The organism is Chryseotalea sp., from assembly GCF_057350905.1.
On sequence record NZ_JBMRCF010000008.1, the window covers coordinates 630,996 to 644,254 of the forward strand.

A 13,259-nucleotide genomic window follows, 5' to 3' on the forward strand; every position below is an offset into this window, starting at 1 on the left:
AGGCTGCAAGTTACAGCAATGCACAGGTTATTCGATTAATAAGCGATGGTTTTTTGTATTTACACCTCCAACGCTGATAACATTTGAGTATTTTCGAGCAAAATTTAACGACTTGCTTAGCTTCTTTCGCATAAATGATCCTTACAGGCTTCTGGGCTTACTCATCTTATTCTTTATTATTTCTTTGCCTGTATTTCTGTATAGTCCCGGCCTTACCTGGCAGGAACTTAATAGTTTCATTGTTGGCGAGAAAATTAATCAGGGTTTCAGGCCCTACTCCGCACTGATCGATTCTACGCCACTCTTAACACAATGGCTTTATGGGGTTTTCAACTGGATCAGCGGCCAGCATATTACCTTGCGACACAGTCTGGCTTTTTTGATTCTTTTCTTCCAGGCTGCTTACATTGGTCTGGTGTTTATAAACCGTAAAGCCTACACTGAAACAACCTATATTCCATCCGTGTTGTTCTGCCTTTTGTGCTGCATATCCTTTGATGTTATTTCCATTACAGGAACACTGCTGGCTTCAGGTTTTTTACTGCTTGCTATCAATAGTATTTTCAGGGAAATTGAATTTCGTGAACCAAACGACAGCTCTCTTGTAAAGTCAGGTGTTTACTTAAGCCTGGCATCCTTGTCTGTTTTTTCTTATGTCATTTTCTTTTTTGCTGCCATCCTTATTCTTGCGTTTTTCACACGTTCTTCGCTTCGAAGACAATTTTTATTTCTCCTCGGTTTCCTACTGCCACATGCCCTATTGCTTAGCTATTATTATCTGGTAAATCAGCATGATTTTTTGCTCACCTATTTTTACAAAGCAAATTTAATTGCCGATGAGCGTACTTTTCTAACTACTAAAGCATTGTTAATCTTAAGTAGTGTTCCACTGGCCTATTTTGTTATTTCATTTTTTACCTTAAACAGAGCAAGCAGGCTTACCAATTATCAGTCACAATTATTGCAAGCCATGTTTCTTTGGCTCATTGCAGGTGTTGTGCATTTATTTTTTACCAGATCTTTGCGTCCGCAGAGTTTACTGCCCTTGTTTCCTCCATTAAGTTTCTTGCTCACGCATTTTTTATTGTCAATTCATCGCAAACGTTTTGCTGAAATTCACTTATGGATTTTTACAATAGGTATACTACTGTGTTCATATTTTGTTCGCAATAATTTTTTTGCCGGTGTCAGTTACTCAGCGCTGATCGTACAGGATAGTACGCTTTCTGTAAAAGACAAACGCGTTTTAATTATTGGTCCGGATTATACCCCTTATGCAAAAAACCATCTGGCTACTGGTTTTAGCGAGTGGGCTCTTTATAAAAAAGTATTTGAGGAGCCCGACTACTATGAGAATATTCTTACTGTAAAAAAACAGTTTGCATTGGAAAGCCCCGAAGTGATTATCGATCCGAGTAATATGCTGTCAGCTTTTTTCAGTCAATTACCTGAATTGGAAAAACAGTATGAAAAAAAAGGAAGTGTTTATTATATTAAAAAAATAAATGGAGCCGATTAGAAAGTTGAGCATGGAAGAGCTCGGCCGTGTATCTGCACTGGAATATAAAACGTTTACACAGCCTGGTCTGGTTGTTGTGCTGGACAATGTTCGCAGTCTGCACAATGTTGGTTCGCTCTTTCGTACTTCAGATGCTTTTGCTGTTGCTCATCTTTATTTAACCGGTATAACAGGTACTCCGCCTCACCGTGAAATTCACAAATCTGCCTTGGGCGCCACAGAATCTGTGCCCTGGTCGTATCATGAAAGCGTTAGTCAGCTTATCGCACAATTAAAAGAAGACGGGTACGAAACTGTGGTCGTAGAGCAAACTACAGGGAGTCAATCATTAGAAAAGTTCATGCCCGATACCAAAAAAAAGTACTGCTTAATTTTTGGAAATGAGGTTGAAGGAGTGAGTGATGAAGTGCTGAAAATAGCAAGTATTGCATTGGAGATTCCACAAAGCGGCTCGAAGCATTCACTTAATGTGTCTGTTTGTGCAGGTATCATTTTATGGCATTTTTACAGACAGCTGGCATTGTAAAAAAAATAATCAACTTTGTAGTTCAAATATAAGAAAGTGACTTCCGATCGTTACAACCAACGCGGTGTTTCCGCCAGCAAAGAAGATGTGCACAAAGCCATAAGCAAACTGGATAAAGGTTTGTTCCCAAAGGCTTTTTGCAAAATCACAGAAGATCATTTAACTGGTGATCCTGCTTATTGCTCAATTATGCATGCGGATGGTGCCGGTACTAAATCTTCACTGGCTTATTTATATTGGAAAGAAACCGGAGATTTGTCTGTTTGGAAAGGCATAGCGCAAGATGCTATCGTCATGAATATTGATGACCTCCTGTGCGTGGGAGCCACAGGTAATATGCTTCTATCCTCCACCATCGGCAGAAATAAAAACCTGATCCCGGGTGAAGTAATCGCAGCCATCATAAATGGTACCGAGGAAGTTCTAGAAATGCTACGTTCATACGGACTAAACATTGTGAGTACAGGTGGTGAGACTGCTGACCTGGGAGATTTGGTGCGAACCATTATTGTTGATAGTACAGTAATTGCGCGCATGAAGCGAAGCGATGTAATTGACAATGCCAATATTCAACCTGGCGATGTAATTGTGGGGTTCGCATCCTACGGACAGGCAACTTATGAAAGCGAGTACAACGGTGGCATGGGTAGCAATGGCTTAACCTCTGCACGACATGATGTGTTCAACAAAAAGTATGCACAGCAATACCCTGAGTCATATGACAGTGCTGTGCCCAGCGACTTAGTGTATGCAGGTCAATACCAACTTACCGATAAAGTAGAGGGTGTACCTGCAAATGCGGGTAAGCTTGTGCTGGCGCCAACGCGCACTTATGCACCCATTGTTGTTAAGGCTTTGCAAGAGTTAAGAGGTGTAATTCATGGTATGGTTCACTGCAGTGGCGGGGCACAAACCAAAGTCTTACACTTCGTAGATAAGCTTCACATAATCAAGAACAACTTATTACCTGTGCCTCCACTTTTTAAAATGATTCAATCACAGAGCAAAACTGATTGGAAAGAGATGTACAAGGTATTTAACATGGGACATCGCCTGGAGATGTATCTGCCAGAGAAATATGCTCAGCAAGTAATTGATATTTCAAACGGTTTTGGAGTACAGGCCCAAATAATTGGCAGCGTTGAAGCTGCAGAAAAGAGTAAAGTAACCTTAACGAGCGAATTCGGCTCGTTTGAATATTGAATTTGTAAGCCAGGCGAAATACTTATAACGCCCTGCAACCAAAAGCTAGCCTCTGCTATTCATAATCCTGTCTTGCGTTAGTGCCTGACGGATTTCGCGCATGGCCTCTCTTTTGAATCGCTTGTACTGAATTTTGTGAGGATCTTGACGAAGGAAGCTCTGCATAAATGCGAGTACTTTTTCAGTCTGCTGCTGATCCAACTCCTCAAGCGTCTCCAAAATCTGGTTTCGTTGATTTGTGTTTGTCATAATTGTAGTGGTTGACATTAAGTTAAACGAAATACCGCTACAAATGTTCCTAAAGTGCCATTCTTAACAGAAAACGCACATTTAGCTAATGTTGCATTAACAAGGAGGGGATAATTATTAAGAGAATATTATTTGCTGTTCCCTACTGCACCGGCCCAATCGGCAGCAGGTAGGGTTCACAGCTATTTTGACTATAGCCAACCGTCAACGAGATTTCAGTTTAGGCTATAGCCGGGGAAAATATCTTGAAATTGAGAGGGTCCTTTGGATTCAAAATATACTTTCTGTTTTTGCAGTGCACCCTCAAGTTGTTCGTCATTCAGCTTTACGGTTGCTGCTGCTCCTAAAATATGACTTAAGTAGGTTGTCTTGTGATTAAGTTCATCCGCCAAAAAAATCACCGGAGTGCTTTTATTAATGGACGAGTTTCTCAGCGAACGGACAAGTTCAAAACCGGTGATCACAGGCAGATCAGTACTGCAAACAATAAGGTCAAAAGATTCGATTCGTGCGGCCAGGAGCCCATCCAGACCGGAATCATAATATCGTATGACTGGTTCTACCGATGCAAGTACTGCTGCGATTTGACCAATAACCTCTTTCTGCCTGTTGATCACCAGAATTTTCATAAGCATCTAAACGAACTAAACCGTTGTTTTTTCGAAAGATGGTGATTCAATACTTGGTGTTTTTGATGCCTGAACGGCAGGGGTTAATTGGCGGAAGGTCGGGAGTTTAGTTTATTTATAACTTATTGAAGTACAGATAATTATGATTTATGACTTTTCATTTGTTTTCAAAATACTCACTGATAATAGGTATATGAACTCAGGCAAATTAGGTATAAATACCTAAGCGGTTAAGGTTGTATTTTATGTGAGTAAACCGCTTTCGTAGGCATAGCGCACCACACCTACTATGTTTTTAACGCCAATCTTTTCCATAATTCTGGCGCGGTGATTCTCTACAGTGCGGTCACTCAGTGACAATCTGCTGCTGATCTCTTTTGTTGAATACTCTTCACAAATAAGACGAAGCACTTCCAGTTCGCGCTCACTTAAACCTGGATTAAAGTCTGGTCGTTTTAAATTATGTTTTTCACGTAGGCTCTTTCTAAGTATGGATGCAATAAATTCGTTGTGATAAAAATCTTTATCGGCCACAGAATAAATAGCCGCTTCCAATTCATCTGGTTCTACGTTCTTGAATAAAAACGCACGTGCCCCCAAATCCATCATGTGTAATATATAACGTTCACTGTCGTGCATCGACAACACGATTACTCTAACATCCGGATACTTGTTATAGAGTTGCTCGCAAGTTTCGGATCCATCCATAACAGGCATTTGCAAATCAAGCAATACTATATCCGGCTGACTTTCTTTTACCAGCGCCAACAATTCTTTTCCATTCTCAGCATCTTTAACGCTGGCAACGCGCTCGAAAGACTGCAACAGACTAACCATGGCTTTTCTGAAGATGGTATGGTCGTCAGCGATGTATACTTTTAAATCTGGTTTCATATCTTATGCAGCAGTTGGTATCTTAAGTGTAAACTGGCTTCCTTTAGGAAATACAGTGTCAAAATTTAGCTTGGCGCCCAAGAGAGAAGCCCTTGTTTCTATATTGTACAAACCAAGACCAGACTTGCCCTGATGGTTTTTAAATCCTTCATAATCGAAGCCTTCTCCGTTGTCTTGTATAACTAAATCTAATGTTTGTCCCCAGACCAACGTAACTTTTAGTAAGGATGCCTTTGAGTGGCGTATCGCATTGTTCACGATCTCCTGTACAATTCTGTAGACAAGCACCTCTCGCTTTTTATCCATTTCAATTCTATCACCCGATTCGGTTACCAGCACTTCAATGATACCTGATGAGCTTATGCGTTCGCACATTTCGCGAACGGCATGTGTTAACCCAAATTTTTCTAAACCTGTTGGCAACAAATCGCGACTAATTCTTCGAACTGTTTCTATAGTTTCATCCAATAATTGCTTAGTCTGATCTAAGGGTTGACCATTACCTGCTTTTACTACTGGATGAAGAGATAAACGTATGGTTGACAACATTGCTCCAACACTGTCATGCAGATCGCTGGCCAACCTGCTGCGTTCTTTCTCTTGCGATTCAAGTGCAGCTTGTAACATTTTTTGCTGATATTCAGCCTCTAACAATTTAAGCTTTAACTGTTCAGATAGTATTCTTTTTTGATAAAAAACCACAAAAAAGATAATGCTGAATGCCAGTAAAAGCATGACAGCCGTTGCGATTGAAAACATGATGATAAAATCTATGTTGGCGGGCTCCATGACTTAAAATTATAAAATTCGGGAGATAGTAATTTTTGGCGTATGTGAATAGGGCCTAACTGTCCAGACAGATGCCAAAGAAAAATGAGTAGACAGAAACCTGTTCATAAAAAGTATATATCTGGTAACATCTCAAGACTCAATGATCTTACGGCTTTTACGTGCTTGCCAAATACCTAGGCAGATAATGATGCAAAATAGTACCCTCAGAAAGTTTCGAAAGGACCAATACCAATGCCAATCATCACTCAGTGCCTCCAGTATATAGCTCGCACTCAGCGACAGCATAAATGTGCATGAGAAAAAAAACAAAACGGCTGAATTAATCCAAAACATTAGATCATTAATAAGATTTTTACTTGGTAACTCCCTCAAAAGATAAAAGAAATAGATAAGTGAACATAGTATTAAAACGACATCCCTTCCAGCTCTTATTAGAGAAGACATTTCATTAAATTCATCAATAATTATTAATTGATAGTAGACAAAAAAAGATAAAGATATTATTACTATTATCTTTTTAATTGCGGAATATGAGATGGATTTATAGTATAAAAAAAGAAGGATACCTGCCTCAAATAATACATACAGATTACTAACAGACCCATTAGGGAGGTGTATGTATTTATGTCTGTTTAGTTCCTGAAAAAGTTGAAAAAGAAAACTTACTAAACCATATATCCCGATGATTGCTAGCGCCACTTGTTTGTCTTTGTAGTGCTTAACAGTAAATAGTATAATCAAAAAACTGCCGAACCACTGAAAGTAGTTCGACAGGTAAAGAAATTCTGATGCTGTCATAGATTGTCATCAGGGCAGTCAGGCGGACAAGGAACTCCATCATTGATCAAGATCGGGTCTCCATCAGCACTTTGTTCAGCAGTGCGTGTTGCGTACTCATCACCAGCAGGCAGAATATTATTGCCTTTTGAATCTGTCCCAACCAACACGAAATGAATCTTCCCTTCATCATCTAGTGCATTGTACACACGCAAACCTTCACACCTATCTTCATTTAGCATGCTCATGACAATTTTCTTATCAAAGAGCATAGAAGAAAGGTAGTTCTTGTCTTTACTGTGCTTGTTCTTGTAGTTGTTTATCCACTTGCGGGCCTTTGACTTACTAATTTTTTCTCCTTTTGCCATAACTATAGGGGTTATATAATATGCCCTAAAATAGTGGATTTTTTTGAACGGGATTTTTATCAGATCAGGTGGACACTATATTTGTTACACAATCTATGAAAGACTCAAAGCTTACCCTCAGCGTCCATGCCGGATCGCATGGTGACCCCCAATTTAAGGGAGCCGTCACTCCTCTTTATCCATCTTCGGCTTATGATTATGAGGGACAGGCCATACTGTACCCCCGATATTACAATACCCCTAACTTAAAAGCTGCAGCGCATAAAGTAGCAGCCTTGGAACATGGCGAGGCAGGACTCATGTTCAGTTCGGGAATGTCTGCTATTCTTACCGGATTGATTACTTTTCTCAAAGCAGGGGATCATGTTATTTTTCAAAACGATTTATATGGTGGCACTTACTACTCAGTAATTACGGAGTTACCAAGGTTGGGCATCAGCTACAGCATGGTGGATGCCAGTGATCCACAAAATTTTTCGAAAGCGATAAAAGCAGAGACCAAAGTCATCTATATAGAGACTCCCTCTAATCCCACTTTGAAAATCACTGATGTTCAGGCTGTAGCCGATATTGCGAAAGCAAAAGGCATCCTTACCATGATTGATAACACTTTTGCTTCACCGGTAAACCAAAATCCGATTAACCTGGGTATAGATATTGTAGCGCACAGTGGCACCAAGTACATTGGCGGGCATAGCGACCTTTGCTGTGGCTTTCTGGTTACAACGCAGTCCCTGATGGAAAAAATACATAGTAAAGCAATCAACTGGGGTGGTTCACCCGATGCTAACACGGCCTGGTTGGTAGAGCGTAGCTTAAAAACGATAGTACTGCGTGTTCGTCAACAAAATGAAAATGCCTTAGCCATCGCTAAATTTCTAAAGACAGATTCAAGGATTGGCCATGTTTTTTATCCGGGACTGGAAGATCATCCGAATTACGCAATAGCGAAGACTCAGATGCCCGGTGGCTTTGGTGGCATGTTAAGCTTTGAAGTAAAAAATGATGCGCTGGGTTTTACAAACAAACTAAAACTGATTAAACGTGCCTTGAGTTTAGGGGGCGTAGAGTCTACTATTTGTTCTCCATTAAAAACTTCACACTCAAAAATGACAGCGGCTGAACGTGCTGCCATTGGCGTGTCGGATAATTTGCTGCGTTTCTCGGTAGGAATAGAAGAAGCTGAAGATTTAATACACGATATTAAACAAGCGCTGGGTTGATGAGACGATGTGCTAATAATTGATTCGTTGATGTGATGATTTACCTAGTAGTGTTGAAAAGAACACTATCTGGACGCATTCCATATTTATCAAGTAAGAATATGGTTTGTTAACTACTCCACATCCCATTAGTACATCAACGAATCAATCATCAACTAATCAATTCTCAACCTCCACAATCATTTCAATCTCTACAGCCATATTAGAGGGTAAGGCGTACATACCTACGGCTGATCGGGCGTGTTTACCCTTCTCGCCAAATACCTGCACCATTAAATCACTAAAACCGTTGATAACTTTAGGTTGATCGGTAAAGTTCTCAGTACAGTTTACCATGCCCAACACCTTAACAATACGTTTTACCTTATTCAAATCTCCAATTTCTGCCTTTAATGTTGACAGTAGCGAAATAGCTGTTTGTCGTGCAGCCTCTGCGCCTTGTTCTGTACTGAGTTCTTTACCGACTTTACCTGTTATTAAAGTACCGTCAGCTTTGGTGGGTCCATGGCCTGCCAAAAAAATGAGATTGCCTGTACGCACAGCCTTTACGTAATTAGCCATGGGTTTCGTGGGCGTGATTAATTCAATACCCAGTTCTTTCAACTTCTTTTCAGCATCAACAGCTTGTCCTGTACAGGTAAGTACAAAAAAGAGGAGAGGCAGTAGAATGAGTTTCTTCATAGTTCGTTTATATAAGTAGTGGAAGTAGTTCTTTGGCTTGTTCAAAATGTCTTAGTTCGTGTGTTGCAATAATATCAAAAGCTTTGTCAAGTTTATACACGATGTTTTTGTTCGCTGGAGAAGAGATGACAACATCCTTATTAATCAAATCGTTGGAGGCAATAATGTATTCTTTAAGTTTATGCTGATGAATCGCAAAATCCTTCAGGATTGTTTCATCAAAGTCACTGCTTGAAGGCTCCCAGATAGCGAAAGTTTTCATTTTCTTTCTTCTGTCTGGATTTACTGATCTCAAAATTGCTTTACCAAAAAAGTTCACCATAAAATTGACTTTGCCAATCCATGGCACCTTGTAGTCATTTCTTTTCAGGCTATCTAACACCGGGAAATAGGTTTCGTTAATTACGATCAGGTGATGCACGTTCTGCGCAACACTCCAAACCTGTGGTGATGGTTTATAATTAAGTGATTCTTTTGAAAGTGTTCCAAACGTATCTATAAACAATTGTGTTGTTTTTTCAATTTGTTCTGTCCACTTATCGGTAAGCATGATTATTTGTATTGAACTGTTCGTTTTTTTACCTTGATACAAGTTAGGAAAACTTATGACTAAAAAAGAACAAGTGCGTTGTGCCTGGTGCTTAAAATTTGATCAATACATACAATACCATGATGAAGAATGGGGTGTGCCGGTGCATGACGATCAAACACATTTCGAATTTCTGATACTGGAGGGGGCACAAGCTGGTTTAAGCTGGAGCACCATTCTTAAAAAACGTGAAGGCTACCGCGAGGCTTTTGCCAATTTTGATCCACAAAAAGTTGCACGCTTTACAGAAGTCCGGTTGGAAAAAATCTTATTAAATCCTGCCATTATTCGTAACCGATTAAAAGTATTTGCAGCCGCCAATAATGCCAAACGCTTTTTAGAAGTACAGAAAGAGTTTGGAACATTCGATAACTACATCTGGGGTTTTGTGAATCACAAACCGATTATTAATAAATGGAAATCCCTTTCCGAAGTACCTGCCACAACTACAGAATCTGATGCACTTAGTAAAGATTTAATCAAACGTGGTTTTAAATTTGTAGGCAGCACAGTTATTTACGCCCACATGCAGGCCTGTGGTTTGGTAAACGATCATCTGGTAGATTGCTGGCGATATAAAATGGTTAATATTAAAAATGGAAAATCTTAAGCATGTTCTTTTATTAATAGCCTCCTGCCAGGGTTTTCTCTTAAGTTTTTCCTTATTCTTCTCTTCAAAACGCGACCGATCTAATCCATACCTGGGTGTTATTCTTTTTGTGATATCGATTGAAATGCTTAATGCCTGGGCAGTAGACATCAGCTATCACAGCTCCGCTAACCCAATCCCGTTTTGGATACTTGGTTCTTACTTGTTGCTTCCTGCATCTGTCTGGTTAATACAACAGACTTATTCTTCTTCATTACCTTCAAAAAAATTAGTGCTTATACTTTACTTACCAGGCATCATTGAAATTATAGTAGAGGCGGCATCTAATATTACTTATAGGCTAAGTGGCAAGTCTTTTGGGCTGCAACAGTTTACCGCCTGGTTTATTTTTACAGAACTTATTCCCATTCTGTGGATGATTATTAGTTTGCTTCTATTTGGCAGAAGCCTGTATCTGGCGATCGCGCATAAGCATCAAAATAAGTATCCGGTTAAGTTAATCGTTCAGCTGTCTATTATCTCCGCTTTAACAGTTCTCTGGTTTTTACAAATTGCAATCCAGATAGATCTCTATAGTTATATTGAATCATTCCTTATCGCCAGTATATTTTTGGTCGCCTACCTGGGCTATTTCAAACCAGACTTGTTTGAACGGTCAAAGGATAACGTTTCAAAAAACTTATTGGCAACACTCACAGAAGAACAACTCCAGGACATTATAAATCGCCTTACTAAAAAGCTGACGGAGGATAAGATCTTTTTGCAACCAAAATTAACGCTGGAGCAACTCAGTTACGACCTGAAACTTCAACCAAGGCATGCTTCAGCCGTTATCCAGCATCATTATAAACAGAGTTTTACCCAGCTCATGAATTCCTATCGAGTAAAAGAGGTGCTACGGAAAATTAATGAGCCCGCTGAAAAAAATAAAACACTGCTTGCCATAGCCCTCGAATGTGGCTTTAGCTCCAAGTCTTCTTTTAATCAGATTTTTAAAGAGCACACAGGGAAGACGCCATCGAGTTACTTAAAAAAATAAATCGTCCAGATTCATGTTTCTGGACTTCCCGATTCAATTTATTGGTCGACTTGCGCTGTTATCAAGGATTTCTTTGCAGAAAAAATATATGAAACAGTTACTTATTTTTCTCATTATCCTTAGTTCAGTTAAACTTTATGCCCAGGGAAAAAGCAATCTACAGGTAAGCTTTAACAAAAATGTTGAGTTTCTGGGCTTTACCTTTTTTATGGGACTTTTAGGTGAGGAGTATGCCAACAGTGCCGATCGTTATGATAACGGTATTCCAAAACAAGACTGGCACGCGCACAACCTCGCCATTTATAAAGCTTATTCAAGTTTTAAAGATGAGGCATCCCTCCAAACCATTGCTTCTGCGTTGGGGCAGTACCACGGGAGTAATTTACTTAAACTAGTTTTGTCATTGAACGATTTTCCGAATGCCAAACTAGAGCCAACTTTAAATCCGGATTTGTATCGTTTTTTCGATCGTAATAATGCTGATGCCGCTAAAACAAAAGCAGAAACATTTTTGAAAGCACTGAATGACTTTTATGAAACAACCAGTTTTGACCAGTATTTTTCCCGTTACCAAGGGCATTATGATCAGGCTTTGAAAGAAATAACACAATGTCTGCCTCATCCTCATTTTATTAATGAGATGGAGATTTTCTATCGAACCACTTTTCAGCAATACCAACTCATCCCAAGTCTTACTATTCCTTGCGGTATGGGCTTTGCAACCAGCATGAGCGAAAAAAATAATACCGCCATTTTCAGCGCCTTCGGGTGCACCTCTTTGCAAAAAATTACTGACACTGACGCCCTGCAAATGGGTTTTGAAGATTGCACCCGTATATTCGAATTAACGATTCATGAATTTGGTCATTCCTTCGTTCATTATAGTCTTAAACAAGTGCCACATGAGCTCATTAAAAAAACCGAGAAGTTATTTGATCCCATTCGTTTGGCTATGGAAGACCAGGGCTATACTACCTGGTATGCCACTTTTGATGAGCACCTGGTAAGGGCAGGTGAAATTATTATTCTACGCAAGCTCGGACTGAAAGAACAGGCAGAAAAGCTTTATGATAATTATAAACTCAAAAAGAATTATAAATACATCAACCAGGTTTTAGCGGAGCTTACCAGTTATGGTGAGAATAAGAATGAAAGCTATGATGGGACGGTTAACAAAATACTTACCAAGCTGGCCATGGTATCAGACACGATCGCTCATAACACCGCACTGGCCGATTCTTTAAGCGCAAAAATTCATACGGAAGACATTAATTTATTTTGGAAGGTATTCGATCAAACCTATCCAAACATAAAAGCATCCGTACTTGAAACGGAGTACCTTCAAAAAGGAAGCAAGGGGTTAAAGGCTTTTATTCCCAATCGTATTGAAAGTGGTAAAAATCTAAGTAAGGTTGTTAAACAAAACCGGGAGTATTATGAATCCATTCGCAAAAGCTCTTTATCTATTGACACTAAAAAGGAATTGATGTCTGCCCATTTCAAGAAGTTTCAGCAACTCTATCCTGCTGCGGTGTTCCCTGATGTTTATTTTGTTATCGGTGCTAAAAATTCTGGTGGTACTGCTTTTAAAGGCGGTCTTATTATTGGTGCAGAAATGTTTGGAAATCCAAACAACAAAATAGCACCTCGTCTGGATATTGATTTGTTAGATGATGTAGTCGTTCACGAGTTAATGCACTTTCAGCAAGACTATACCTCCGATAACTCTCTACTGGCACAAAGTATAAAAGAAGGCGCTGCAGATTTTCTCTGCGAATTGGTAACAGGCACACATTCAAATAAACAAATCTTTGAATATGGTGATGCGCGTGAGGCTGAATTGTGGAATGAATTTAAAGTAAGCATGGACAGCAACGTCTGGAGTGGTTGGCTCTACTATAAACCTGACAAATCCCGACCTAAGGACTTAGGTTATTGGATGGGTTATAAAATCACTAAAGCATATTATGATAAAGCAGCCGATAAGCGCAAAGCAATAACTGATATACTCACCATCCATGATTTTAAAAAGTTTTTAGCCGATAGCGGATACGCTAATTCCAAGTAGTTAAATAAATCGCTAAGCCATGTTTTTGCCTGGAATCCGTCAGACCGTTGAATGCTGAAGTAAGCAGCAGTCAGACGGATTGTCTCTTTCAA

General features: G+C 39.6%; 14 protein-coding genes. 7 read left to right on the forward strand and 7 right to left on the reverse strand.

Translation table 11 applies throughout. From position 1 onward, the window contains the following. Nucleotides 1-112: 112 nt before the first annotated feature. From ACO1XM_RS11285 to ACO1XM_RS11295, 3 genes are read left to right on the forward strand one after another with little or no spacing between them, the layout of a single operon-like run. Nucleotides 113-1,519, forward strand: a complete 1,407-nt coding sequence (locus tag ACO1XM_RS11285) for a hypothetical protein (protein WP_486228929.1) — start codon at nucleotides 113-115, stop codon at nucleotides 1,517-1,519. Then, a complete protein-coding gene (locus ACO1XM_RS11290) occupies nucleotides 1,506-2,045 on the forward strand; it encodes an RNA methyltransferase (RefSeq protein ID WP_486228931.1) in 540 nt (179 codons plus the stop codon). The genes ACO1XM_RS11285 and ACO1XM_RS11290 overlap by 14 nt, the downstream gene beginning before the upstream one ends. Before the next feature lie 36 nt (nucleotides 2,046-2,081). Further along, entirely contained in the window at nucleotides 2,082-3,248 is a 1,167-nt protein-coding gene (locus ACO1XM_RS11295) for an AIR synthase related protein (protein WP_486228933.1), read from the forward strand. Between the two features lie 45 nt (nucleotides 3,249-3,293). On the opposite strand, the gene ACO1XM_RS11300 is transcribed toward ACO1XM_RS11295, so the two are convergent. The 5 genes from ACO1XM_RS11300 to ACO1XM_RS11320 all read right to left on the reverse strand — a co-directional run bounded on the left by ACO1XM_RS11300 (nucleotide 3,294) and on the right by ACO1XM_RS11320 (nucleotide 6,957). Further along, complete coding sequence (locus ACO1XM_RS11300) at nucleotides 3,294-3,497, reverse strand: hypothetical protein (RefSeq protein ID WP_486228935.1); 204 nt, start codon at nucleotides 3,495-3,497, stop codon at nucleotides 3,294-3,296. A 215-nt stretch (nucleotides 3,498-3,712) separates the two neighbouring features. Beyond that, nucleotides 3,713-4,126: a response regulator gene (locus ACO1XM_RS11305; RefSeq protein ID WP_160118601.1), complete on the reverse strand. Its 414-nt coding sequence runs from the start codon at nucleotides 4,124-4,126 to the stop codon at nucleotides 3,713-3,715. A gap of 243 nt (nucleotides 4,127-4,369) precedes the next feature. Then, entirely contained in the window at nucleotides 4,370-5,020 is a 651-nt protein-coding gene (locus ACO1XM_RS11310) for a response regulator transcription factor (RefSeq protein WP_486228937.1), read from the reverse strand. Between the two features lie 3 nt (nucleotides 5,021-5,023). Continuing rightward, on the reverse strand, nucleotides 5,024-5,809 hold the full coding sequence (locus ACO1XM_RS11315) for a sensor histidine kinase (protein WP_486228939.1): 786 nt from the start codon (nucleotides 5,807-5,809) through the stop codon (nucleotides 5,024-5,026). Nucleotides 5,810-6,606: 797 nt separating this feature from the next. Next, entirely contained in the window at nucleotides 6,607-6,957 is a 351-nt protein-coding gene (locus ACO1XM_RS11320; RefSeq protein WP_486228941.1) for a hypothetical protein, read from the reverse strand. A gap of 95 nt (nucleotides 6,958-7,052) precedes the next feature. Between ACO1XM_RS11320 and ACO1XM_RS11325 the strand changes: the two genes are divergently transcribed. Then, complete coding sequence (locus tag ACO1XM_RS11325) at nucleotides 7,053-8,180, forward strand: trans-sulfuration enzyme family protein (RefSeq protein ID WP_486228943.1); 1,128 nt, start codon at nucleotides 7,053-7,055, stop codon at nucleotides 8,178-8,180. Nucleotides 8,181-8,339: 159 nt separating this feature from the next. On the opposite strand, the gene ACO1XM_RS11330 is transcribed toward ACO1XM_RS11325, so the two are convergent. Together ACO1XM_RS11330 and ACO1XM_RS11335 are read right to left on the reverse strand one after the other, a co-directional pair. After that, a complete protein-coding gene (locus tag ACO1XM_RS11330) occupies nucleotides 8,340-8,861 on the reverse strand; it encodes a RidA family protein (protein WP_486228945.1) in 522 nt (173 codons plus the stop codon). Nucleotides 8,862-8,868: 7 nt separating this feature from the next. Continuing rightward, nucleotides 8,869-9,411, reverse strand: a complete 543-nt coding sequence (locus ACO1XM_RS11335; RefSeq protein ID WP_486228947.1) for a DinB family protein — start codon at nucleotides 9,409-9,411, stop codon at nucleotides 8,869-8,871. 55 nt (nucleotides 9,412-9,466) lie between these two features. Here ACO1XM_RS11335 and ACO1XM_RS11340 point away from each other — a divergent pair, with 55 nt between their 5' ends. The 3 genes from ACO1XM_RS11340 to ACO1XM_RS11350 all read left to right on the forward strand — a co-directional run bounded on the left by ACO1XM_RS11340 (nucleotide 9,467) and on the right by ACO1XM_RS11350 (nucleotide 13,167). Next, nucleotides 9,467-10,060, forward strand: coding sequence for a DNA-3-methyladenine glycosylase I (locus tag ACO1XM_RS11340; RefSeq protein WP_486228949.1), 594 nt, complete (start codon nucleotides 9,467-9,469; stop codon nucleotides 10,058-10,060). Continuing rightward, on the forward strand, nucleotides 10,047-11,099 hold the full coding sequence (locus ACO1XM_RS11345; protein WP_486228951.1) for a helix-turn-helix domain-containing protein: 1,053 nt from the start codon (nucleotides 10,047-10,049) through the stop codon (nucleotides 11,097-11,099). The genes ACO1XM_RS11340 and ACO1XM_RS11345 overlap by 14 nt, the downstream gene beginning before the upstream one ends. Nucleotides 11,100-11,187: 88 nt before the next feature. Further along, nucleotides 11,188-13,167: a DUF4932 domain-containing protein gene (locus ACO1XM_RS11350; RefSeq protein WP_486228953.1), complete on the forward strand. Its 1,980-nt coding sequence runs from the start codon at nucleotides 11,188-11,190 to the stop codon at nucleotides 13,165-13,167. The last annotated feature ends 92 nt before the right edge of the window (nucleotides 13,168-13,259 follow it).

What these genes read in the sequence shown, in the direction of transcription:
- ACO1XM_RS11290 (WP_486228931.1), top strand. Translation starts at nt 1,506, where the DNA reads ATGGAGCCGATTAGAAAGTTGAGCATGGAAGAGCTCGGCCGTGTATCT.
- ACO1XM_RS11300 (WP_486228935.1), bottom strand. Translation starts at nt 3,497, where the DNA reads ATGACAAACACAAATCAACGAAACCAGATTTTGGAGACGCTTGAGGAG.
- ACO1XM_RS11305 (WP_160118601.1), bottom strand. Translation starts at nt 4,126, where the DNA reads ATGAAAATTCTGGTGATCAACAGGCAGAAAGAGGTTATTGGTCAAATC.
- ACO1XM_RS11310 (WP_486228937.1), bottom strand. Translation starts at nt 5,020, where the DNA reads ATGAAACCAGATTTAAAAGTATACATCGCTGACGACCATACCATCTTC.
- ACO1XM_RS11315 (WP_486228939.1), bottom strand. Translation starts at nt 5,809, where the DNA reads ATGGAGCCCGCCAACATAGATTTTATCATCATGTTTTCAATCGCAACG.
- ACO1XM_RS11320 (WP_486228941.1), bottom strand. Translation starts at nt 6,957, where the DNA reads ATGGCAAAAGGAGAAAAAATTAGTAAGTCAAAGGCCCGCAAGTGGATA.
- ACO1XM_RS11325 (WP_486228943.1), top strand. Translation starts at nt 7,053, where the DNA reads ATGAAAGACTCAAAGCTTACCCTCAGCGTCCATGCCGGATCGCATGGT.
- ACO1XM_RS11330 (WP_486228945.1), bottom strand. Translation starts at nt 8,861, where the DNA reads ATGAAGAAACTCATTCTACTGCCTCTCCTCTTTTTTGTACTTACCTGT.
- ACO1XM_RS11335 (WP_486228947.1), bottom strand. Translation starts at nt 9,411, where the DNA reads ATGCTTACCGATAAGTGGACAGAACAAATTGAAAAAACAACACAATTG.
- ACO1XM_RS11340 (WP_486228949.1), top strand. Translation starts at nt 9,467, where the DNA reads ATGACTAAAAAAGAACAAGTGCGTTGTGCCTGGTGCTTAAAATTTGAT.
- ACO1XM_RS11345 (WP_486228951.1), top strand. Translation starts at nt 10,047, where the DNA reads ATGGAAAATCTTAAGCATGTTCTTTTATTAATAGCCTCCTGCCAGGGT.
- ACO1XM_RS11350 (WP_486228953.1), top strand. Translation starts at nt 11,188, where the DNA reads ATGAAACAGTTACTTATTTTTCTCATTATCCTTAGTTCAGTTAAACTT.